General features: G+C 41.7%; 22 protein-coding genes and 1 tRNA gene. 14 read left to right on the top strand and 9 right to left on the bottom strand.

What is annotated here, in order from left to right; all coding sequences use genetic code 11:
* Positions 1 to 170 precede the first annotated feature (170 nt).
* Positions 171 to 2,264, top strand: coding sequence for a flotillin family protein (locus AACU32_RS20450; RefSeq protein ID WP_096602743.1), 2,094 nt, complete (start codon positions 171 to 173; stop codon positions 2,262 to 2,264).
* 207 nt (positions 2,265 to 2,471) lie between these two features.
* On the opposite strand, the gene AACU32_RS20445 is transcribed toward AACU32_RS20450, so the two are convergent.
* Complete coding sequence (locus AACU32_RS20445) at positions 2,472 to 4,436, bottom strand: serine/threonine-protein kinase (RefSeq protein WP_096602741.1); 1,965 nt, start codon at positions 4,434 to 4,436, stop codon at positions 2,472 to 2,474.
* Between the two features lie 275 nt (positions 4,437 to 4,711).
* Between AACU32_RS20445 and AACU32_RS20440 the strand changes: the two genes are divergently transcribed.
* Complete coding sequence (locus AACU32_RS20440) at positions 4,712 to 7,084, top strand: serine/threonine-protein kinase (protein ID WP_339378125.1); 2,373 nt, start codon at positions 4,712 to 4,714, stop codon at positions 7,082 to 7,084.
* 34 nt (positions 7,085 to 7,118) lie between these two features.
* Here AACU32_RS20440 and AACU32_RS20435 read toward each other — a convergent pair whose 3' ends face one another.
* Positions 7,119 to 7,265 (bottom strand): hypothetical protein, encoded by a 147-nt coding sequence (locus tag AACU32_RS20435; RefSeq protein WP_339378124.1) that lies wholly within the window; start codon positions 7,263 to 7,265, stop codon positions 7,119 to 7,121.
* Between the two features lie 96 nt (positions 7,266 to 7,361).
* Here AACU32_RS20435 and AACU32_RS20430 point away from each other — a divergent pair, with 96 nt between their 5' ends.
* Together AACU32_RS20430 and AACU32_RS20425 are read left to right on the top strand one after the other, a co-directional pair.
* Positions 7,362 to 7,577: a hypothetical protein gene (locus AACU32_RS20430; RefSeq protein WP_096602739.1), complete on the top strand. Its 216-nt coding sequence runs from the start codon at positions 7,362 to 7,364 to the stop codon at positions 7,575 to 7,577.
* Positions 7,577 to 7,984, top strand: a complete 408-nt coding sequence (locus tag AACU32_RS20425) for a type II toxin-antitoxin system VapC family toxin (protein ID WP_339378123.1) — start codon at positions 7,577 to 7,579, stop codon at positions 7,982 to 7,984. Before AACU32_RS20430 ends, AACU32_RS20425 begins: the two co-directional genes overlap by 1 nt.
* A 204-nt stretch (positions 7,985 to 8,188) precedes the next feature.
* On the opposite strand, the gene AACU32_RS20420 is transcribed toward AACU32_RS20425, so the two are convergent.
* Together AACU32_RS20420 and AACU32_RS20415 are read right to left on the bottom strand one after the other, a co-directional pair.
* Positions 8,189 to 8,311, bottom strand: a complete 123-nt coding sequence (locus AACU32_RS20420; protein ID WP_339378699.1) for a hypothetical protein — start codon at positions 8,309 to 8,311, stop codon at positions 8,189 to 8,191.
* A 55-nt stretch (positions 8,312 to 8,366) separates the two neighbouring features.
* On the bottom strand, positions 8,367 to 9,014 hold the full coding sequence (locus AACU32_RS20415; RefSeq protein WP_096602735.1) for a Uma2 family endonuclease: 648 nt from the start codon (positions 9,012 to 9,014) through the stop codon (positions 8,367 to 8,369).
* 257 nt (positions 9,015 to 9,271) lie between these two features.
* Here AACU32_RS20415 and AACU32_RS20410 point away from each other — a divergent pair, with 257 nt between their 5' ends.
* Entirely contained in the window at positions 9,272 to 11,113 is a 1,842-nt protein-coding gene (locus AACU32_RS20410) for a serine/threonine-protein kinase (RefSeq protein ID WP_096602733.1), read from the top strand.
* 10 nt (positions 11,114 to 11,123) lie between these two features.
* Here the strand turns inward: AACU32_RS20410 and AACU32_RS20405 are convergent, their stop codons facing one another.
* The gene (locus AACU32_RS20405; RefSeq protein WP_045870192.1) at positions 11,124 to 11,423 is read right to left on the bottom strand and encodes a 30S ribosomal protein PSRP-3; all 300 of its coding nucleotides are present in this window, start codon (positions 11,421 to 11,423) and stop codon (positions 11,124 to 11,126) included.
* A gap of 85 nt (positions 11,424 to 11,508) precedes the next feature.
* Between AACU32_RS20405 and AACU32_RS20400 the strand changes: the two genes are divergently transcribed.
* Positions 11,509 to 12,303: a TIGR01548 family HAD-type hydrolase gene (locus AACU32_RS20400; protein WP_096602731.1), complete on the top strand. Its 795-nt coding sequence runs from the start codon at positions 11,509 to 11,511 to the stop codon at positions 12,301 to 12,303.
* A gap of 173 nt (positions 12,304 to 12,476) precedes the next feature.
* Here the strand turns inward: AACU32_RS20400 and AACU32_RS20395 are convergent, their stop codons facing one another.
* From AACU32_RS20395 to ruvB, 3 genes are all read right to left on the bottom strand, one after another.
* A complete protein-coding gene (locus AACU32_RS20395) occupies positions 12,477 to 13,763 on the bottom strand; it encodes a glycosyltransferase (protein WP_096602729.1) in 1,287 nt (428 codons plus the stop codon).
* A 10-nt stretch (positions 13,764 to 13,773) separates the two neighbouring features.
* Positions 13,774 to 14,580 carry a tetratricopeptide repeat protein gene (locus AACU32_RS20390; RefSeq protein ID WP_096602727.1) on the bottom strand — a complete coding sequence of 269 codons (807 nt, stop codon included), beginning with the start codon at positions 14,578 to 14,580 and terminating at the stop codon, positions 13,774 to 13,776.
* A gap of 168 nt (positions 14,581 to 14,748) precedes the next feature.
* Positions 14,749 to 15,852 (bottom strand): Holliday junction branch migration DNA helicase RuvB, encoded by a 1,104-nt coding sequence (gene ruvB, locus AACU32_RS20385; RefSeq protein WP_096602725.1) that lies wholly within the window; start codon positions 15,850 to 15,852, stop codon positions 14,749 to 14,751.
* 144 nt (positions 15,853 to 15,996) lie between these two features.
* On the opposite strand from ruvB, the gene hisF reads away from it, so the two are divergent.
* The 3 genes from hisF (at position 15,997) to AACU32_RS20370 (ending at position 17,245) form a co-directional block, all read left to right on the top strand.
* A complete protein-coding gene (hisF, locus tag AACU32_RS20380; RefSeq protein WP_096602723.1) occupies positions 15,997 to 16,770 on the top strand; it encodes an imidazole glycerol phosphate synthase subunit HisF in 774 nt (257 codons plus the stop codon).
* 100 nt (positions 16,771 to 16,870) lie between these two features.
* Positions 16,871 to 17,062 (top strand): hypothetical protein, encoded by a 192-nt coding sequence (locus AACU32_RS20375; RefSeq protein ID WP_096602721.1) that lies wholly within the window; start codon positions 16,871 to 16,873, stop codon positions 17,060 to 17,062.
* A 110-nt stretch (positions 17,063 to 17,172) separates the two neighbouring features.
* Positions 17,173 to 17,245: transfer RNA gene (locus AACU32_RS20370), tRNA-Ala, on the top strand.
* Between the two features lie 55 nt (positions 17,246 to 17,300).
* On the opposite strand, the gene AACU32_RS20365 is transcribed toward AACU32_RS20370, so the two are convergent.
* The gene (locus AACU32_RS20365) at positions 17,301 to 17,489 is read right to left on the bottom strand and encodes a hypothetical protein (protein ID WP_096602719.1); all 189 of its coding nucleotides are present in this window, start codon (positions 17,487 to 17,489) and stop codon (positions 17,301 to 17,303) included.
* Positions 17,490 to 17,623: 134 nt separating this feature from the next.
* On the opposite strand from AACU32_RS20365, the gene AACU32_RS20360 reads away from it, so the two are divergent.
* The 5 genes from AACU32_RS20360 to AACU32_RS20340 all read left to right on the top strand — a co-directional run bounded on the left by AACU32_RS20360 (position 17,624) and on the right by AACU32_RS20340 (position 22,293).
* Positions 17,624 to 17,788 carry a ribbon-helix-helix domain-containing protein gene (locus AACU32_RS20360; protein ID WP_010996845.1) on the top strand — a complete coding sequence of 55 codons (165 nt, stop codon included), beginning with the start codon at positions 17,624 to 17,626 and terminating at the stop codon, positions 17,786 to 17,788.
* Positions 17,789 to 17,985: 197 nt separating this feature from the next.
* On the top strand, positions 17,986 to 20,391 hold the full coding sequence (locus tag AACU32_RS20355; RefSeq protein ID WP_096602717.1) for a type I restriction-modification system subunit M: 2,406 nt from the start codon (positions 17,986 to 17,988) through the stop codon (positions 20,389 to 20,391).
* Positions 20,388 to 21,605 carry a restriction endonuclease subunit S gene (locus AACU32_RS20350; protein ID WP_339378122.1) on the top strand — a complete coding sequence of 406 codons (1,218 nt, stop codon included), beginning with the start codon at positions 20,388 to 20,390 and terminating at the stop codon, positions 21,603 to 21,605. Before AACU32_RS20355 ends, AACU32_RS20350 begins: the two co-directional genes overlap by 4 nt.
* 65 nt (positions 21,606 to 21,670) lie before the next feature.
* Complete coding sequence (locus AACU32_RS20345) at positions 21,671 to 21,907, top strand: prevent-host-death family protein (protein WP_096602713.1); 237 nt, start codon at positions 21,671 to 21,673, stop codon at positions 21,905 to 21,907.
* On the top strand, positions 21,904 to 22,293 hold the full coding sequence (locus AACU32_RS20340; RefSeq protein ID WP_096608088.1) for a PIN domain-containing protein: 390 nt from the start codon (positions 21,904 to 21,906) through the stop codon (positions 22,291 to 22,293). The genes AACU32_RS20345 and AACU32_RS20340 overlap by 4 nt, the downstream gene beginning before the upstream one ends.
* The last annotated feature ends 1 nt before the right edge of the window (position 22,294 follow it).

Raw genomic sequence — 22,294 nt, 5'->3', positions numbered from 1 at the left:
CTTACTCCTCCCTCTCCTTGTAGGAGAGGGAGGCTGGGTGGGTGAGGTCTTGATCATTCAAGTTAATGTAAATTAATTTAGCTAAAAAAATTACACCAAGTTTAAGAAATCCGACATCGCCCAAGTGAAGTGATAACTTAGATAATTAGTTGCCCAGAAGGGCACACATTATGAACAGGTTTAAATCTTCCTTTGGTAGAATTGCCGGATCTCTAGCTGCGTCATTAGCAATAGCTGGCAGTGTTAGTTATACCAACTTAGCTAATGCAACAACAGTAAAAACGCTTAAAACAAACGATATCGCCTCAGTCTCAGTCCAACCTCCACAGCCACAACCTGTAATTGCCCAGTTACCAACCAGTAATACTCAATACCAGGCAATGCAATTAATACCTGGGGGACTAATCCCAATTATTCTTTTGGGCGGTGTGGTTGTATTTGTCCCCTTGTTCTTTGGCGGTTTAGTGGTGATTGGCGAACGGGAAGTTGGTATTGTCGTCAGAAAATTTACCTTCTCCGGGCGTGGACTCCCCGCAGGACAGTTAATTGCGCTTAATGGCGAAGCAGGTTTGCAAGCAGATACCCTACCTCCTGGTTGGCATTGGGGCAAATGGCCTTGGCAATACTCTGTGCGTAAAGAGTCGGTGGTAGTTGTACCTCAAGGTGAAATCGCCTTGATTGTCGCAGCAGATGGTGCATCCAACCCGCCAGAACGCATCCTTGGTAAAATTGTCGATTGCGATAACTTCCAAGATGCTAGGAAATTCCTCACCCACGGTGGGGAAAAAGGTCGGCAAATGGGCTTTTTGACGGCTGGTACTTACCGTATCAACACCGCCCTGTTTAAAGTGATTATGGCATCAAATGCCACTGCTCATGGCATGAATCCAGAACAGTTGCGAGTATATAGCCTACCATCTGATAAAGTTGGCATTGTGACTACCCTAGATGGTCTGCCAATTCCTGGTGGTGAAATAGCAGGCCCGACATTTGCAGGACACGACAACTTCCAAAACGGGCAGAAATTCATTGATGCAGGTGGACGCAGAGGCTTGCAAGAGCAAATATTGCTTTCTGGTTCTTGGAACTTAAATCCTTGGTTTGTTCAGGTTGAACAAGTACCAATGACCGAAATTCCTATTGGTTATGTGGGCGTGGTAATTTCTTTCGTAGGTAAAGCCCAAGTAGATGTCAGCGGTGCAGCCTTTACCCACGGTAACTTAGTGAATCAGGGACATAAAGGTGTGTGGGTTGAACCACTTTATCCTGGTAAGCACCCGCTAAATTCCCGCATCATGAAGATTGAATTGGTGCCAACGACCAACATTGTTTTAAACTGGTCAGGTCGTACCGAACGCCACAGCTATGATGCTAAACTAGCCTCTCTGACAGTGCGATCGCGTGATGGGTTTGCCTTCGATTTAGAAGTAGCGCAAATTATCCACGTCGGTGCTTTGGATGCGCCGAAGGTAATTTCCCGCGTTGGTTCCATGCAAAATTTAGTAGACCATGTATTAGAACCAACTATCGGTAATTACTTCCGTAACTCCGCCCAAAACTGTACAGTTTTAGACTTTCTCACTGCTAGAAGTGAGCGCCAAGCCGAAGCTGCCGAGTATATTAAAGTAGCAATCCGGGCTTATGATGTGCAAGCAATAGACACCTTAATTGGTGATATTCAGCCACCGGCAACTCTAATGCAAACCCAGACAGACCGGAAAATTGCTGAAGAACAACGCAAGACTTACGAAGTGCAACAAGCAGCCCAAACCCAACGCCAACAACTTGTGCGGGAAACAGCACTGGCTGATATCCAACAAGAAATGGTGAAATCAGAGCAGAGTGTCCATATTGCCGACTTGAAAGCGCAAGCCCAAATTAAGCAGGCGAATGGTGAAGCTGAGGGGACAAAACTCAAAGCAATGGCTGAAGCCGAAGGTATCCGGGCTACAGGTAATGCCAAAGCTGAAACCTACCGCACTGGTGTGGAAGCCTTGGGGCCACAAGGTTATACAGCCATGCAGTTGATGCAAATTATCGGCGATCGCAATGTCCGCCTAATTCCAGATATCCTAGTTGGTGGTAGCAATGGCAGCACCAACGGTTTAGTTGATGGTTTACTATCAATGATTTTGTGGAATCAAAATGCCAAGCAAGGTGAAGCTTTACCAACTCCATTGCATCCGCAACCAATTGTCAAAACTCAATCAAACGGACAAAGCACGATTCCGCCAATAGTTGTGGATTTTCCTGTAGATAAATAACATCAAGCTCAGATCCCCGACTTCTTAAAGAAGTCGGGGATCTGATAAAAATTGAATACTTTTTCAATCGGCGATCGCCCTAGAATGATTGGCTTGAGAGGTGAGGAAATACTACAATTGACATAAAAGTTAAACAACAATGCTACAAACAATTGTTTGAATTAATTTCACCCTAAAGTTGCAGAGGAATTAATCTTAATAAAACACTTATTTGAGCAATTTAAAAAATACATCTAAATACAACAGTTTTTCATCATAATTTCCTTCATGATTGCTGACATATTCCATTCTTTCCTTTTGTGATAATAGAGGATTAGAGCGATGACCGTGTGATGTCAAATTTTCAAAGATACCATTGTTAGTACCGAAATCTACTAAAAAAATGTAGGTTTTGCTGTGTCCTATAAATTGAGTATCTCCACTTTCGTAGAAATTTCCCATAAAGCAAGGGAGATGTCCTATTGGTGCTGCAAGGCTAAAATTTACATCCTCATAAAAAATGGCAGTATCTCCACGATACATATCATTACTAACCCATCCAATAGCGCGAGCAAAATCACCAACATGACCATTTACTCTTGACCAAATATCTCGTTGGACGCTGAATCCATAACGTCCATTACTGTATTTAACCCAGAGTCGGTCTAAAATTTGGAGATGTTCGCTGGAGAATTTTTGCATTTGTTGATAAGCGTTACCTCCCATATCCATTAATCCCAAACTTGAGCCAAACATCAGTTTTTGAGTTTCTAAATCAGCGGCTTGCCAATCTTGACTTACTAGTAAAGTAATTAATCTGGTATATTCTAATCCTGTTGGCAAAGTTAGTTTGATATCAACAGATGCAACTTGATGTGATTTGTGAATCGGAAGAGGACAATTATCAAGGCGAGTAAATATTTTACTGAGAAATGAAATATCATACCAGGGATGAAGCGAAGTTCCATACCAGTGGAGGGTATAACAAGGAAGGTGGGCTACTGGTGCTGTGATGTCAAAACAGAGTTGCAAACTACCGTCTTTTTGCCAACCTATATGCTCTAAATATTCATCGTCAAAATAATAGCATTCTTTAGTTCCACCTAAACTATGATAAATTCGCTTTTGTACAGAAAATCCAAAACGCCCACTGCTGTATTTAACCCATAGCTTGTCAATGATATTTATATCTTCACAGGGAATAGAAAAATAAGTTCCCCCAACTAAAGTTTGTGCAACTCGGTCGATTGTTTCCTGATTTGCTTGTTCCCACTTCCCATCAACGAGTAAGTCACGCAACTTTGTGTAGTCTATACCCACAGCCGATTTCAAACTTTGAATTTCTAGTTTTGGATCGACTAATTCTAACCATTCCTGCACCGACTGAGGACGAAACTTGTAATTTAATGCCATCCCCCGCATAATCCCATTATTGACGCTGTCGCTTACATTGGGATTTATCTCTTGCGGTGATTTTAAAGATATATTATTCTCAGATCTATATGATGCCGAAAACGGTAAATTTCCAGTTAGCCAAGTATATAGTGTTGCTGCTAAAGCATAAACATCAATATATTCCCCCAGTTCGGCATCGGGTATGTAATGTTCTGGCGGTGCGTAAATATCGCTACTAGTTGCTGTTGGGGGTACATAACTATCGCTACTAGTTGCTATGTCTTTTTGGATTTTGTCGAGAATAATTTGTCTTGCTAGACCGAAATCGATCAGCACCGCTGCTTTTTTGCCCTGACGAATTATGATGTTACTCGGCTTGACATCCCGATGCAGTAATCCTCTTTCATGCATCAAAGTCAAAGCATCGCCAATTTGTCGAATGTAGAGTAGTGCTTCGTTTTCTGGCAAAGTTATCCAGCTTTTTAAAGCTTCGCCTCTGATGTACTCCATTGCAATGAAGGGTAAATCATCTTCATAAAAAACATTTTCAACTTCGACAATATGGGGATGGCGACATAAAGCTAGCTGGAATGCTTCATCTTTAAAGTTTTGCTTGAGTTGATCTTGATATGGTATCCAAGCGGGGTCATTTAGTATTTTTTCACGCAGGGTTTTGATGACTCGCAATTCGCCACTTCGATTTTTTACGAGGTAAGTTATACCAACTCCACCTTCACCCAGTTTTCTTTCAATTATGTAACGTCCGCCAAATAACTGTTGCCCTGGATTCAATACCATAAGTAAAAACCCCAAGTTACTGATAACTATTTTTGCATATTATCCAGATGTGATATCAGTAGGGTATGGTGAGACAATTTTGATTCAGGACTTACGCAACTGGCAGATTATTTTCAGTTCCTTGTTTTGATTTGAGTCTTCAAAATAAGGGCTAGATCTGCTTAATACAGAAAAAATGTGAGTTTCTGGTGCAAATATTGACTTTTTCTAAGTAAAATTGTGCGATCGCGAAATTTCTGCAACAATGATACTCAACGTCGCTTAGTCAAAAACCGATGGTTTGGGCATCTGGACAGCAACTACAAGCTGGCAAGTACGTTATCGAACAGGTGCTTGGGCAAGGTGGATTTGGTATCACCTACAAAGCACACCATACAATGCTTAATACTTTTGTGGTGATCAAAACCCCAAATGAAAGCTTGAAGTATGACCCAGAATATCCTAAATTTATCAAGCGCTTTCGAGAAGAAGGACAGCGACTAGAAAAACTTTCCGAAAGCCAGCATCCAAATATTGTCCGTGTCAGAGATTTATTTCACGAGGGTGGTACTTACTGCTTGGTAATGGATTTTGTCCAGGGAGATAGTTTATTTAACCTGATTCAAAAAAGCGGAGCATTACCCACAGAAGAAGCTGTGAAATATATTACTCAAATTGGTGAAGCATTGAAAGTTGTCCACCAAGCAGGATTGGTACATCGAGATGCCCATCCTGGTAATATTATGGTGCAGCAAGATGGTAAAGCTGTTTTAATCGACTTTGGCATTGCTGGTGAAACTATCCCCAAAACTGTTAGTTTCAAGGTTTTTGCTAATCCAGCGTTTGCACCCTATGAACAAATGCGGGGAGATAGAAAACCATCCCTTGATATCTACTCCCTAGCAGCTTCGCTTTACTATGCGGTAACAGGTGAACTACCAGAAGCTTCTCTTAATCGCAGGCTGTATGGTATGGCGTTAGTTTCGCCACAAGAGCATATTTCTAGTATGAGCGATCGCATCAATCAAGCAATCCTCACCGGGATGGAATTAGAACCAGAAAACCGTCCCCAAACTATGCAGGAATGGTTGGAATTGCTTGCTGATGAAGTTGTCACAACTTGGACTAGCGGACATCAGTTACAGAATGGCAAATACACCATTGAAAGAGATATTGCTCAAGGTGGTTTTGGCATTACTTATTTAGCCAGAGATGAAAATAACCGACAAATTGTCATCAAGACTTTGAATGAAAGAGTGCAACGTCGTCCAGATTTTGCCAAACTTCAGCAAGATTTTCTCAACGAAGCCGTAAAATTGGCAAAATGCAACCATCCCCATATTGTCAAGGTTAAAGAAGTATTCCAAGAAAAGCACCTTTGGTGCATGGCAATGGAATATATTGAGGGTGAACACCTTGCAGATAGGGTTGTGAATAGAGGTGTTTTATCGGAAGTTGAAGCGGTAGGATATATTCAGCAAATTGGGGAAGCATTAACCGTAGTTCACAATAGCGGGTTGTTGCATCGCGATGTAAAACCTGCGAATATTATTGTCCGTGCTGGTAAGCCAGAAGCTGTATTAATTGACTTTGGTATTGCACGAGAGTTTACACCCAATGTCACAAAGCTACATACTGCGAATTTATCTCACTGTTTTGCACCCATTGAGCAATATAAAACCGTGGCAAAACGTGGTGCATATACAGACGTTTATGCTTTAGCAGCAACGTTATATTTTTTGGTAACAAATAGATTGCCACATCCAGCTATAACTAGAGCTAGCGGTGTAGTATTGGAAGAGCCAAAAAGTATTAATCCTAATATTAGTATTAGGGTTAATCAGGCGATACTCAAAGGGATAGAATTGGAAGCAGAAAACCGTTCACAAACAATGCAAGAATGGCTTGATTTACTGTCAGTTCCAAAACCACCACCACCACCACCTCCTCCTCCTCTACTCCCAGATGATTTAAGTTCTGACAAAAATGTAGATTACCGTAGACTAGCAAATTTACTCAAAATTGGCGAGTGGAAAGAAGCAGATAAGGAAACTTTAGCTGTAATGCTTGAAGCATCTGGCAGAAAAAATGAAGGCTGGATGGATATTGAATCTATTAAAAATTTTCCCAGTACTGACCTTCATACTATAGACCAACTTTGGGTTAAATACAGCAATGGTAAATTTGGCTTTAGTGTTCAAAAAAATATTTTGGAAAATATTACCGCAGCTCCATCCATTAAAGAAAATATCAAGTTTGGCAGTCAAATCGGCTGGTATAGGGATAAAAAAGGTTGGTTAAGTGGAAAAAACCTATATTTCCATACATCTATGCACCAAGGATATCTTCCATTAGCAATTCGTTTAGGAATACCTCTTCGTGGATGTCGCTTATATTGGGAGTATTTTGTATGTGTTTCTCTGGTTTTTAGTTTCTCTTGCGTCCAGTTATTATTTTATATCCTTGTAGGAAATATGTTTATATATGGGGAGTTTTTTAGGAATTTAGTAGGGCAATCTTTTAGTAATTTTATTGGTGTGATTATTATTATATTAGGATTAGTAATCTCGCTGTTCTTCGTTTTGACTTTTATACCTTATGCGATGTATGACAGGAATGTCAATAGAACTTTGCAGGCTTATGAGATTATTTATAGTAGACTAAAATAATGAATTTATTTAAAATAATATCTTGATGCGATCACTAGCACAATATAAAAGCGATCGCATTTTGATAGAGAATATTTTTGGTGCGATCGCCAGCACAATATAAAAGTAATAGCATTTTTGTAGAGAAGATTTTATTGGTGCGATCGCAATTTAGTAATGTAGCGACTGTCTTAAAAGTCAAGCGCTCTTATATTTCCTAATTCAAATTCCTGATGTTAAAGTAACGGTAAGATTAGGAGATCGCAAATACTATAATTGAGACGGGAGGTAAACAAAAATGCTAAAAACAATTGAAGGAATTTATAAAAACGGCAAAATCGAACTATCTGAAACACCCCAAGGTATTACTGAAAGCAAAGTCTTTGTCACTTTCTTAGAAACAAAACCCACCATTTGGCCAGAAATTATTATGCAACATGAAGGTGTAGCAGAAAGTATCACTTTTGAGTCCTACCGAGATGAACTGTTACCACCTAACGAAATAGAGTTTTAATGATGGGATATTTACTCGATACCTGTGTAATTAGTGATTTTGTCAAGGGGGAAGAACTTACTATCAAGCGATTAAAGTCTAGCACTCCCAGTGATATTTTTATGTCATCCTTAACAGTTATGGAAGTAAAGTATGGATTAGCAATCAATCCCCAACGCGCCATCAAAATTCAACCATTGATTGAAACATTATTAAGTACAATCACAATTGTATCTTTCGGAGTAGCAGAAGCTGAACAAGCTGCCAAAATTAGAAGCATCCTCAAAACAGCAGGTACTCCTATCGGTGCTTATGATGTACTGATTGCATCAACAGCACTAACTCACAATCATATTCTTGTCACATCTAATATTCGAGAATTTCAAAGAGTGCCCAGTTTGCAAATTGAAAATTGGCGTTCTGCTTAAAGTCAAAAATAGTAGCGACTGTCTTAAAAGTCAAGCGTTCGCTCTGTTAGTAATATTATTATGCCTAAATATGATATAGTAGTAGGCGATCTCATTTTTTAGAGAAGATTTTGTTAGTGCGATCGCCAGCACAATATAAAAGTAATCGCATTTTGATAGAGAATATTTTTGGTGCGATCGCAGTACTGAGAAGATAGCGAGAGTTTACGGACTTTCAATATTTCTTTGTTTCCAATAATTAGGTTTGCGCTTACTATGAGCGATGGCAATTACCCAAATCACTTCTTCAAGCTCGGTATAAAAAATCAAATAGGGAAAACGTTGAATAGTATAACGACGTATTCCTTCAATCTTGTGTGGGGTTCCTAAATTGGGGTTTTCTCTAATCCTCTACTAAATCAGAAATTTGTCCCCTAACCCAAGTGCGAAAAGCACGGGTTGTAGCGATTTCTCCATTCTGTTTACTTTCTTGAATAAACCGAGGTATTTCTCTCACAGTTATAGGTATAAAAGTAGGACTAACTTCAACTTCTATATATTGTCGATTTTCTAGCCTATAAATTCGTAACACAGTCCCGTTGTATCGCCAAAATTCGGGAATTCCCATCGCTGCATACAATTGCAACTTATCTATTTTTGGTTTGGAATATTCCACCTCTAACACCAGATCTGGAGGTGGATCGGATGCTAAATCTATATTTTCTTTATTTCTTAGCAAAAATTCGTTTTGAATGTAGTAGCTGCTATCTGGTTCTCCCCCACGTTCTAAATCATCCCTAATTAATGTGAGAGACCCAGATCGTTTAATCTCAAATCCCAATTCTTCACAAAGTACACCAACAAAAACCTCAATTAGGCGATTTGAGTTTTCGTGCGGCATGAGTGGAGTCATAATTTCTATTATTCCATTGTCATAAGCAATTCGATTTTTGCGTTCTGTACCCATTTCAGCTAACATAGTTTTAAATGTCTGCCAGCTGATGTTCTCAAGTAAGACTCTGGTTTCTGCGGGTGTCGCTGTGGTCACCATAATTCAGTTCTCTTTTGTTTGTTGGGCTGGACTTGCACCATTTTCAATCACCGTAGTTAGGGCAATGTAGACAACGTCAGAATCAAGGTTTGAATCAAATGCCAACAGTGCCGACTCTACAAAAATTGCCATCAGATAACTTGATTCTTAGATTTTAAACCACCAAGTGCTGAGGACAAAATCATCAAAATTCATGACATACACTACTATAGATTTATATTAGCTCTAATCTAGCTGATAACTCTGGTAGGAAAACTTTGCTGATACAAAATCGTTATCGTTTACTCCAGCTAATTGGTAAAGGGGGATTCTGCAAAACTTACCTCGCTGTAGATGAAAATCAATATCCCCCAGTTCCTTGTGTTGTGCAACAATTTTCACGGCGCAATCAAACACCAGAAAATTTTTCCCAAACAGCACAACAGTTAAAGCTACTAGGTCAACATCCGCAAATTCCTGCTTTATTAGCACACTTTCAAGATGAACAATATTGCTACTTTGTACAGGATTTTATCGCAGGTACTAATTTAGCTACGCTTCTAGAAGCAGAAGGTGCTTTCAGTGAAAATCAAATTTGGCAACTTTTAGCAAATTTATTACCAGTTCTCAAATTTATTCATGACCGCAAGATTATCCACTGTGATATTAAACCTGAAAATATTATTCGCAGAGCCGCTGGAGAATTTGTCTTAGTTGATTTTGCTGCGGCTCAAATTTTCAGTGAGATTGACCAGTTTCTTGGTAAAGATTGCATTGGTAGCCCTGAATATATTTCACCAGAACAAGTAAGAGGAAAAGCCGTTTTTGCCAGCGACCTTTACAGTTTAGGTGTCATTTGCATTCACTTACTAACTCAGATTCCGCCCTTTGATTTATATGATGTTGCCAATGATTGTTGGGTTTGGCAAGAATATCTTAGCACCAAGGTAAGCGATGTCTGGCGACAAGACGCTTCTCTTCGAGAGGCTTCGCCAACGCGTCTACGCCTGACACAAATCCTCAATAAACTTCTATCAAAGTCCATCAGCGATCGCTTTCAATCAGCTGATGAAGTTATGCTAGCAATGGGAATTACTGATATACCTCATCAGCCTGTATCTGCATTACCCGCCAATAAGTGGCAATGCATACATACATTTAATCCTATTCCCAGTGTATCTACTGGGATAAACTGTGTTAGCTTCAGTCCTGATAAGCTCACTCTCGCCAGTGGTGACGATAAAATTATCAGATTGTGGGATTTAAATACCCAAAAAGTCTTAACTACCTTATCAGGACATTCCCAAGCCGTAAAATCAGTAGTTTTCAGTCCTGATGGCAAAATTTTGGCATCAGCTAGCGATGATCGCACAATTAAATTATGGGATATTCATCAATTCCTAGAAATTTGCACCTTAGTGGGACATTCACACGCTGTCAAATCAGTAGCTTTCAGTCCCGATGGACAGATTATTGCTAGTGCTAGCTGGGATAAAACAGTCAAACTCTGGGATGTGAATACTGGTAAGGAAATTTCTACCCTCAGCGGACACAAATTACAAGTGAATTCCGTAGCATTTAGCCCGATCCCCCCTTCGCCCCCCTTAGAAAGGGGGGTTGGGGGGATCTTAGCCAGCGCTAGTTGCGATCGCACAATTCGCTTGTGGAAAATACTTAATGATGAAGTTAAAACAGAAACAGAAAAAACAGAATTTAAAAACCGCCCAGATTGCACCTTATTAGGAATCCTTTCAGGTCATGCATGGGCGGTTTTAACAGTCGCGTTTAGTCCCGATGGCAAAATTTTGGCTACGGGTAGCGACGATAACACGATTAAATTATGGGAGGTAAACACTGGTCAGGTAATTACCACACTTTCAGGCCATTCTTGGTCAGTTGTCGCAGTGACTTTCACGGCTGATGGCACAATGTTGATTAGTGCCAGTCGCGATCGCACTGTGAAACTGTGGCGGGTGAGTACAGCAGAAGAAATTGCCACTCTCACTGGGCATACAGACTCTGTATCTACCGTTGCTGTCAGCCCTGATGCACAACTGATTGCTAGTGGCAGCAGGGACAAGACTATCAAATTGTGGCAACTTGTAAAACAGGGAGACTAAGGGAGAAATTTCAAGCGCTACCTGTAAAGGCGACTTCGGGAAATTTCAATTGTGCTTCTGCCATTGGACGGTTTCTGCCTTCCTCTTGCCAGTAGTTAATCACTTCTGTGGCTTTATTGAGTAACTCAACCCGATCCAAATCGCTAATCCAGTGTTTAGACTCTAATTCCTTCTTTAACTCTTCCCAAGCATCATTTCTCGGCCAGAAAAAGTACTTGGTTAAAGGACTTGTACCTTTACCGACAACTTGATCGACAGCAAGAGCAACGTTTTCATCCAACCAAAGAATTTTCAAAATAAACTTGGTCAATCAAACCTCCGGGAATATCCAAGCATTACTAACTTCGCGATCGCTTATTCTAACTTAATACCTTAGCAGATGGCTAAACAGTTGTATGACAAAACAAAATTCACCACGCGCGATCGCAGTTTTTGATATTGACGGCGTGATTCGTGATGTTAGTGGTTCCTATCGGCGAGCGATCTCAGACACTGTTGAGTATTTTACCAATCAAGCTTATCGTCCGACACCATTAGACATTGACCAGTTAAAATCCGAAGGTGTGTGGAATAACGATTGGGAAGCTTCTCAAGAATTAATTTACCGTTACTTTCAATCTCAAGGACAGTCCCGCGCCCAAATACAACTTGACTACAACACGATTGTTGCTTTTTTTCAATCCCGTTACCGAGGTACAGATCCCAACAATTTCACTGGGTATATTTGTGATGAACCTTTATTATTACAACCTATATACTTAAAACAACTAACACAAGCTAGTATTGCTTGGGGATTTTTCAGCGGTGCAACTCGTGGTTCTGCTAACTATATTTTAGAAAAACGCCTCGGACTCAAATCCCCTGTGTTAATTGCGATGGAAGATGCACCAGGTAAACCAGATCCCACAGGACTATTTGCGACTGTGCAAATTTTAGAAAATAATTGTGAGAACTTACCGACCGTATTTTATGTGGGAGATACGGTGGCTGATATGTACACAGTTGAGAAAGCACGAAATTTGCAACCGCACCGCACTTGGATTGGTGTAGGTGTTTTACCACCTCATGTCCAAGAAACAGCAGCGCGCCGTGATGCTTATGCCCAAACACTCAAAAAAGCAGGGGCAGCGGTAGTGTTGAGTAATGTACAAGAATTGAACCCAATAAAGATTCAGGAATTATTAAGCTGATTACCTCGATACGTATTCTAAGATTTTAGTTTATTGTTTAGCCCAGCAGGAGGAGTAAAGATGATAGCTAAGGGAAAACGTTCTCAAAATCAGCCCATCCTCCAGACTAGCTCTAGTTCAGTTTGACGAGTTGTAGAATGCGATTGCTGGGGAAGTATCTACCAATTTTATCTTCATTGCTGTGTTTGAGCCAAAACAGGTTTGCCTGTAGCAACAACTTGCTCAATAATATCAGCGGCTCGACTTACGCCTCCAGCACGGTGAGTAGCTTCTTGTAAGCTTAGCGCATTCTGTTTATAAGATTCTTGCGTTAATACCTGCTTTACAGCATCTCGTAACCTGGGAACATTCAATTTATTGAGAGGGATAAATTCACCCGCCCCTGTCCAAGCGATACGTGCTGCTACTCCTGGCTGATCGTTAGCAACAGGAATTGCTACCATTGGTACTCCCTTTTTCACGCATTCCATTGTTGTATTCATTCCCGCATGAGTAATCATGAGGGTTGCTTTTTCTAGGACTTCCAATTGAGGTGCGTATTCAACTACTAAAGGATTTCCTGGTAAATTTGGCAATGATTCGGGTTTAGCAGAACCTCCCAAAGAAATCACTAACTGGGCATCTAATCCTTCACAAGCTGAAGCAATAGTTTCAAAAACCCAAGTCAGACGATTTTGCAATGTTCCCATCGAAGCGTAAATTAAGGGTTTATCGTTCAATTTCTCATAGGGGAAAGAAACAAGTGCCCGATTGGCTGAAGTATGGAAGCTTCCTGTGAAATGGAACCAAGGAGGCAATTCCTGCCTAGGATATTCAAACTCAGCAGGTGCATTACTTATTTGAGCTAATTGAGAGTAGCCATAATTATTTTGAGAGTACAGCGGTAATTTCCATTCTTGGCGATACTCATCTATCAATTGTGTGATTGGTTTAGTAATGCGATGAAGTAAGGTATAACCCGCTTGATTACGTAAACGTGCCCACAAAGCTGGGCTATATTTCCAAGTTGTACAAAAAGGAGGAATTGTAGGCTCTCGATTAAATACTACAGCACTGCATACAGTGACGAAAGGAATACCCAGAAAATCAGCAATTGTTCCTCCCTCTATTGAACTTTGGTTAACTAGTAAGGCTTCTACACCTGCTGCTTTCATTGCTGCTGGAGCATCTCGAAGCGTCACAGCCGAGATTTGTTTAATCAACTCAATAGTATATTGCAATGCAGCTAGTCCCCGCAGTTGACCTAATTTGGCCAAAGCTGCTGCTGATGAGCCGACTAGAAAATCTTGTTCTCCGATTGGCGAGAATTCTATTCCAGCTGCTAATACTTTGGATTGAGTGTCAAGATTTCCGAAGAGAGTGACGCGATGACCACGCCGTTGAAGTTCTTGCCCCAAGGGAAGCATCGTGTTTAGTGGGCCTGTTGCTGCACCTGGACTAAGAATGCCAAAATGAGTCATAGCCAATACCCTACTGAAGTTTTAAGAACTTATCTAAGGCAGTTACCATGCTAGGCGGCCAGCGGCGAATATTTGTTACCCAGTTGATATCCTTGTAGCGGTTATCCAGTCCGACGGCTGCTACCCAATTACTTTCGGCTTCGCCTTGTTGTCCTGTTACCCAATAAGCAGCGGTTAAAGCAGCACGCATATCAGCAAACTTAGGATATTTACGGACAATATTTCGCATTTCCCGAATAGCTGGCTCGATTTGTCCAGTTTCATAAAGCGCTAAGGCATAGTTAGCGCGAGCAAAGGCGAAATTGGGGGCGATTTCAAAGGATTTTTTATAGTCAGCGATCGCATCTGACCATTTTCCTAAACCCGCTTTGGCATTACCGCGATTGTTATATGCCATCGCATCCTTGGGATCTAGTTCTAGGACATGATTATAATCTGCGATCGCCTCTGACCATTTACCCAAACCTTCCAACGCTGTACCCCGATTCAAATAAGGATCGGTAACATTTGGGGCTAATTCTATAGCTTTGTTGTAATCTGTCAATGCTGCTTGTAACTTGTTCTGACTCACCCGCGAATTTCCGCGATTACTCCATGCACCTGCATTGGTGGGAAATTCTTCAATTATCTCTGTCCAGTAACTTTCAGCTGTGACAAAATCACCCTGATTAGTCGCCGCAAAAGCTTTATTCGCCAACTCATCTCCTTTTTGTAACTGCTCTTGAGTCACACTAGGAGGTTGAGATAATGCCATGACTGGTGTACAAAAGCCAAACACAAGCAACAAACTGAGAAAAATACTAATTAACTGAATCATCTGGCTTTATCTGTTTCTATCTGTAATCGGGAATGGGGATTAGGGGTTAGGGGCTAGGGGCTAGGGGAATGAGGGAGTGTGGGGAGTGTGGGGAGTGTGGGGAGTTTTCTTCCCAATGCCCAATGCCCAATGCCCAATGCCCCATGCCCTAACTCCTATTCAAAATCATCACAGCAAAGACATCTGTTCGTTAGGTGGCTTAAAGCCTAAATGTTTGTATGCTGCGGTTGTGGCTGTTCTCCCACGGGGAGTGCGGCTGAGATAGCCAATCTGCATCAAATAAGGTTCGTAGACTTCTTCAATTGTTTGGGTATCTTCCCCTGTGGCGGCGGCAATTGTTTCTAATCCTACTGGCCCACCATTAAATTGTTCAATTATTACACTCAACATTTTGCGGTCTGTCCAATCTAATCCACAGGGGTCAACTTGGAATAGTTGCAATGCTTCGCCCGCAACACCTTCATTAATCTCGCCTGAGTTTTTTACTTCCGCATAATCACGTACTCGCTTGAGTAGCCTATTTGCTATTCGTGGCGTTCCCCGCGATCGCTTAGCAATTTCTGTCGCCCCATTTTCTGTAATTGGGGTTTGGAGTAATTGGGCAGTTCTCAGTACAATCTTACTGAGTTCATCAACTTCATAAAATCGCAGTTTTTGAACTAAGCCAAAGCGATCGCGTAGTGGTGAAGTTAAAGCACCGACACGAGTTGTGGCTCCCACTAGGGTAAATTTTGACAGAGGTAAACTGCGGATGCGAGCGCTGGAGCCTTTGCCAATGGTAATATCTAAGCGATAATCTTCCATCGCCGGATAGAGAATTTCTTCTGTCATCCGCGAAAGTCGATGAATTTCATCGACAAACAGAATATCCCCTGGTTTTAAGTTCACCAATAGCCCTACAATATCCCGTGGACGTTCTAGTGCTGGCGCACTCGTAATTTTGTAGTTTACCCCCATTTCTGATGCTAAAATCATTGCCATTGTGGTTTTACCCAATCCCGGCGGCCCGTATAGTAGCAAATGATCCAGCACTTCACTTCTGGACTTAGCAGCTTTGATGGCAATATCTAGCACATCTTTTAAGTCTTTCTGCCCAATGTAATCGGCAAATCGGTGCGGACGAATACTTTCTTCCTGCTTACCTTGTTCATCTATCGCCGCCTCGGCCTGCAAAAGTTCTTGATCACAAGAAGCTTTTACCGAATCCTGATGCTGCTTTTGTGGTTGTCCATTGGGTTCTTGAGGCTGTTTTTTCGAGGAGATAATCGCCATAATTCAGCTATCAACCTTAACTTGAGGACTGTGTGAGTGCCATGTCGGCTACAAAACTAGGCATACAAAGATTTTCGCAACAGAATACGCACGCCCATTTAAAATTTAAATTCCGGACAATTACCCAGGAGTTAAAAAAATATTATGTTATCTAAAAGAATCTTACCTTGCTTGGATGTTAAGGCGGGACGGGTTGTCAAAGGAGTTAACTTTGTTGACCTCAAAGATGCCGGCGATCCGGTAGAACTGGCAAAGGTTTACAATGATGCCGGTGCTGATGAGTTAGTGTTTCTGGATATTACGGCGACTCATGAAGACCGAGACACGATTATTGATGTAGTTTACCGGACTGCTGAACAGGTCTTTATTCCACTGACTGTGGGCGGTGGAATTCAAACCTTAGAAAATGTTAAAGGTTTGTTACGAGCTGGGGCAGACAAGGTTAGTATTAATTCTGCGGCAGTACGTGACCCAGACTTAATTAATCGGGCAAGCGATCGCTTTGGTAATCAATGCATAGTTGTTGCTATTGATGCCAGACGCAGAATTGACCCAGAAAATCCAGGTTGGGATGTGTATGTGCGCGGTGGTAGAGAAAATACCGGGAAAGATGCCTTACTTTGGGCACAAGAAGTCGAAAAGCGTGGAGCTGGAGAACTACTGGTGACAAGTATGGATGCTGATGGTACTCAAGCCGGTTACGATCTGGAATTGACAAAATCTATCGCTCATGCTGTACAAATTCCCGTGATTGCTTCTGGTGGCGCTGGCAATTGCGAACATATCCACGCTGCACTCACACAGGGGAAAGCTGAAGCGGCATTACTCGCATCACTTTTACACTTTGGGCAATTAAGCGTCGAACAAATCAAAAATTATTTACGCGATCGCTCTGTTCCAGTAAGAATGCTTAATTAAATCATGATTTATCCTTATATCCACATCTATCCCAGGTCAGAGACGCTTCCCCAAAACAGTGTTAATATGAATTAACTAGTATGAATAAATATTAAGAAATATGTTGATTCCTATTCTATTGTTTGATGTCGCCCTAGTGGCTTGGTCACTGCACCTGATGGAGAAAGCCTTTGAGCATAAGGAATTTTCCTTAATGTTGGCTGGTACATTAGTTGCCCTCGCGGCAGCAGCGATGTTAGTAGTTTACTTCCTCATGGGGCACTGTATGACCTACTTGCTGCAAGTATCTTAATCAAGTAGTGAGTGCTTGTATCTGAGTAGCAGCAATCATGCTTTACATTAATCATATATTAATAATTGACAAAGTTTATCTGTTCAGGCATAATAGATAATGCATCGCAAGGGGTTATAGCTCAGTTGGTAGAGCGCTTCAATGGCATTGAAGAAGTCAGCGGTTCGACTCCGCTTAGCTCCATTTCTCCATAAAATAAATAATTTCTTAGCTCGTGTAGTGAGAACTTGATTGCTTATTAGCCTTTGTCAGCACGATCGCATTTGACGCGATCGCAATCTAAAAATTTCGGCGCTGTGGCAATATCTGCAAAATCTGCTGGCAACTTTGCAGATGAGGGACGTTGCCCAAAATCCCTACAAGCTAAGTAGCAAATATTACTTAAGTGGCGCATAGCTTGGACTTTCGAGATATACAGATTTAACATTGTTGAACCTTAATTTAATGTTCAGCAATGTTTAAGTGTATCATGGAACATTGCTGAACATTGTTAAACATTATTTAGCCTTGTAACAAGGTAGTGGGGTTATGATGAACTGGCGATAAATGTTTTAAAGATTAATGAGCCAAAGCGATCGCGTACAAACTTCGATATATTTCCCCAAAGATATCCACGATGCTTTGGTGAGATGGGCGCAAGAAGAAGACCGTCCCATCAGTAATCTTGTTGTGCGGATTGTGAGTAAGGCAGTTGAAGAGCGAGAGAAGCAAAATCCGCCGCAATAATATGTAGCCGTTGCATTTACGCCAATTTGAGCATTCCTGGTATACGATATATCCTCAGCCACTACATGAGCTAAGTCCTTGGGCGTGGTATGTTATTGGTTCTTTGCAAGATGTCAAAACTTCAAGGCAAAGTGTCAGACGGGCTTGAGAACGTCTGGCAAAGTTGATTTGGGGAGGTCTTTTAAAGGCTACACAAAATGGCAATTAAGAAAAGTGAACTTTATAGTTCGTTATGGAAAAGCTGTGATGAACTGCGGGGTGGTATGGATGCCTCGCAGTATAAGGATTATGTACTGGTATTATTATTTGTTAAATATGTATCTGATAAATATGCGGGTGTCGCGGATGCGCTGATTGAAGTGCCTGAAGGGGGAGGCTTTCAGGATATTGTGGCGCTTAAAGGACAGAAAGATATCGGGGATGGTATAAACAAAATTATCGCCAATTTAGCCGAAGCCAATGATTTAAAGGGTGTTATTGATGTAGCTGATTTTAATGATGCTGACAAGTTAGGTAAGGGTAAGGAAATGCAGGATAGGCTTTCCAACTTGGTGGCGATTTTTGAAACCCCTGCTTTGAATTTTAGTAAAAACCGCGCCGATGGTGATGATATTTTAGGCGATGCCTATGAGTACCTGATGCGGAACTTTGCCACGCAATCGGGTAAAAGCAAGGGTCAATTTTATACTCCGGCGGAAGTGTCCCGTGTCATCTCTCAAGTTATTGGGGTTAATTCAGCCCAAAGCCAGAGTCAGACGATTTACGATCCGACTTGTGGTAGTGGTTCTCTGTTGTTAAAGTCGGCGGATGAAGCGGAACGGGGCTTAACTATCTACGGGCAGGAGATGGACAACGCTACCCGCGCCTTGGCTCGGATGAACATGATCCTGCACGGACACCCTACTGCTGAGATTTGGCAGGATAATACTTTATCAAGTCCTTATTTCAAAGATGCGGATGGTAGCCTGAAAACTTTTGATTTTGCTGTGGCTAATCCTCCGTTTTCCTCAAAAGCTTGGAGTAATGGACTTAATCCAGCCAAGGATGAGTTTCAACGGTTTGATGGCTTTGGCATTCCTCCAGCTAAAAATGGGGACTATGCCTTTTTGCTGCACATGGTGCGCTCCCTGAAAAGTAATGGCAAAGGGGCGATTATTCTGCCGCATGGGGTGCTGTTTCGGGGGAATGCGGAGGCGGAAATTCGGAAAAATCTGATTTGCAAGGGCATTATCAAGGGGATTATTGGGCTACCGCCGAACCTGTTTTATGGGACGGGGATTCCTGCCTGTATTATTGTGTTAGATAAGGAAGATGCCGAGAATCGCCAAGGCATTTTTATGATTGATGCCAGCAAGGGGTTTGTTAAAGACGGCAATAAAAACCGTCTGCGGGAGCAGGACATTCATAAGATTGTTGATGTCTTCAACAAACAGCTTGAGGTGGCGAAGTATTCGCGGATGGTTCCAGTTGAGGAAATTGAAGGGAATGAGTACAACCTGAATATCCCCCGCTATATCGACAGTCAGGAAGAGGAAGATATTCAGGATATTGAGGCGCATCTTTTGGGGGGGATACCCAAGCGAGATATTGAGGCTTTGAGCGATTACTGGCAGGTTTACCCGACGCTGCAACAGGAATTATTTGAGGCGGCGGATCGCCCAGGATACCTGATGCTTAAAATTCCAGGAGCAGAAGTCAAAGCTTGTATTTTTGCTCATCCTGAATTTATCAGCTATGGGAAAAACATCCAAGCGGTTTTTGAAACGTGGCAAGAAAAACACACGCCTTTGCTGAAAGCCATCCAGCCGGGAGATAAGCCCAAGGCGATTATTCACGCGCTTTCGGAAGACTTGCTGCAAGGGTTTACGGGTAAAAGTCTGATTGATAAGTACGATGTTTACCAGCACCTAATGACCTATTGGGTGGAAAGCATGAAGGACGATGTTTATATTTTGGTTGAGGATGGCTGGAAGGCAGAACTGAAAGCGGTGACGAATAAGAAAGGTGTAGTAACAGATTATGTCTGCGAACTGATTCCCAAGGAGTTGATGATTAACCGCTATTTTCAAGCTGAACAGGCGGCGATTCAAGAATTGGAAACGAAAAAAGATGAAATTGTCCGCCAGCAGGAGGAACTGCAAGAAGAACATGGCGGTGAGGAGGGTTTGCTGGAAGAAGTTACTAATGACAGTGGGAAAATTACCAAAGCGAATGTGAGCGATCGCATCAAGGCAATTAAAAATGATGCCACCTTTGCGGATGAGTTAAAGGTGTTAAAGGCTTATTTAAAGCTGATTGAGCAAGAGGCGGAAATTAGTAAACAAATTAAAGTATTGACTCAATTTTTGGATAATTATGTGTTAACAAAATACGGGGATTTAACCGAGGACGAGATAAAAACGCTGGTGGTAGATGACAAGTGGATGCCGACGTTGCAACAGGCGATCGCTTCAGAGATGGATCGGATTTCGCAACGGTTGACACAGCGAATTCAGGAGTTGGCGGAACGGTATGATACGCCTCTGCCGCAGTTGACGAGTAAGGTTGATGAGTTGACAGCTAAGGTTGAGGGGCATTTGCAGAGAATGGGGTTGGTGTGGTGAGAGAGACAGAAATACCAGAAGGTTATAAACAGACCGAGTTAGGGGTTATTCCTAATGATTGGGAAGTTCAATTAGTTGGTCAATGTTTTGAGGTTTTTAACAACCTGCGTTACCCAATTAGTGAAGAAGTTAGAAAGAAAAAGTTTGGAGACTATCCATACTATGGTCCGACAAAAATCCAAGGCTATATTGATGAATATAGGGTTGAAGGAGAGTATGCTTTAATTGGGGAAGATGGAGACCACTTTCTAAAGTGGCGTGAATTATCAATGACATTATTGGTAAAAGGAAAATTTAATGTTAATAATCACGCTCACTTAGTTAAAGGAACTAAAAACCTGACTCAGTGGTTCTATTATTACTTTTGCCACAGAGAACTCACTCCATATTTAACACGGCAGGGAGCGGGAAGATATAAGTTAACAAAAAATGCTTTGCTCCAAATTCCGTGTGTTATTCCTCCCACTCTCAAAGAACAAAAAGCGATCGCCCAATCCCTCAGTGATGTTGATGCCCTGATTACAGAGTGCGATCGCATCATCACCAAAAAGCGCAACACCAAGCAAGGCACGATGCAGCAACTCCTCACTGCTCAAAAACGCCTGCCCGGTTTTAGCGGTGAGTGGGAGGTGAAGCAGTTAGGTGAGATGAGTTTAGTCAGTTCCGGAGGAACTCCGAATAGAAATAATCCATCATACTGGAATGGGAATATTCCTTGGATTACAACATCTCAAATTGACTTCAACACCATAACTTCTCCAGACGAGTTTATTACAGAAATAGGCTTAAATAATTCATCTGCAAAAATATATGACGAGGGTACTCTGCTCATGGCGATGTATGGGCAAGGTAAAACTAGAGGAAAAGTAGCAATACTAGGAATTAAAGCTACAACAAATCAGGCTTGTGCATCCATCAGGCTTTATCAACTTACTTCTAATAAATATGTATTTTTCTATTTGTCTCACAAGTACGATGAAATCAGAAAACTGAGCAACAATGGTAATCAAGAAAATTTGAATGGAGAAATAATCAAATCTATTCGCATCCCAATTCCTCCTCTTACCGAACAAAAAGCGATCGCCCAAATCCTCAGCGACATGGATACAGAAATCACAGCCTTAGAACAAAAGCGCGATAAATACAAAGCCATAAAACAGGGCATGATGCAAGAACTTCTCACCGGAAAAACGAGACTAATTAGCAGTTCTTGATCAACGTTAGAGTTTTCAACCGCCAATCTCTAGAATAGAAGCAAGAATAAGAGCTAAACCAGATTATGGAACACATTGCTACCAGCGAACTACCTGAAACCCTGCAACAAATATTTGCAGAAATACAACGCACCAAAACACCCGTAACCGTCACCCATGAGGGAGAACCCTTAGTCATTATCTATCCTGCCACCCCTCAACTCCAGCGCCCAGCATTTGGAGTAATGAAGGGTAGCGGCGAAATATTGGGAGACGTGATTGCTCCAGTAATCCCTGCTACCACATGGGAAGCACTCCAGTGAAGTTGTTACTTGATACCCACATCTGGCTTTGGTATTTGCTTGGTAACGAACGCCTATCTCCTCAACTTCAAACCACTATTGCAGCAGCAACAACCGAACTTTGGCTCAGTCCAATTAGTATCTGGGAAACGCTACTTTTAGCAGAAAAAGGACGAATATCTTTACAGCCTAATCCAGTTGCATGGATCGATTTAGCCTTAAATACTCTAGAAATTCATGAAGCTCCACTTAACCGCCACATCGCTATTTTAAGCCGTCAGATTCAGCTACCACATCAAGATCCAGGCGATCGCTTTATTGCCGCTACAGCAGTTCACCACCAGTTGACCTTAGCCACAGTCGATACCAATCTCACGGGTACTTCCTGGTTACAAACATTAAGCTAGA

It is taken from the genome of Calothrix sp. NIES-2100, from assembly GCF_963875285.1.
GTDB lineage: Bacteria > Cyanobacteriota > Cyanobacteriia > Cyanobacteriales > Nostocaceae > Aulosira.
This window is presented reverse-complemented; position numbering and strand designations above follow the sequence as displayed.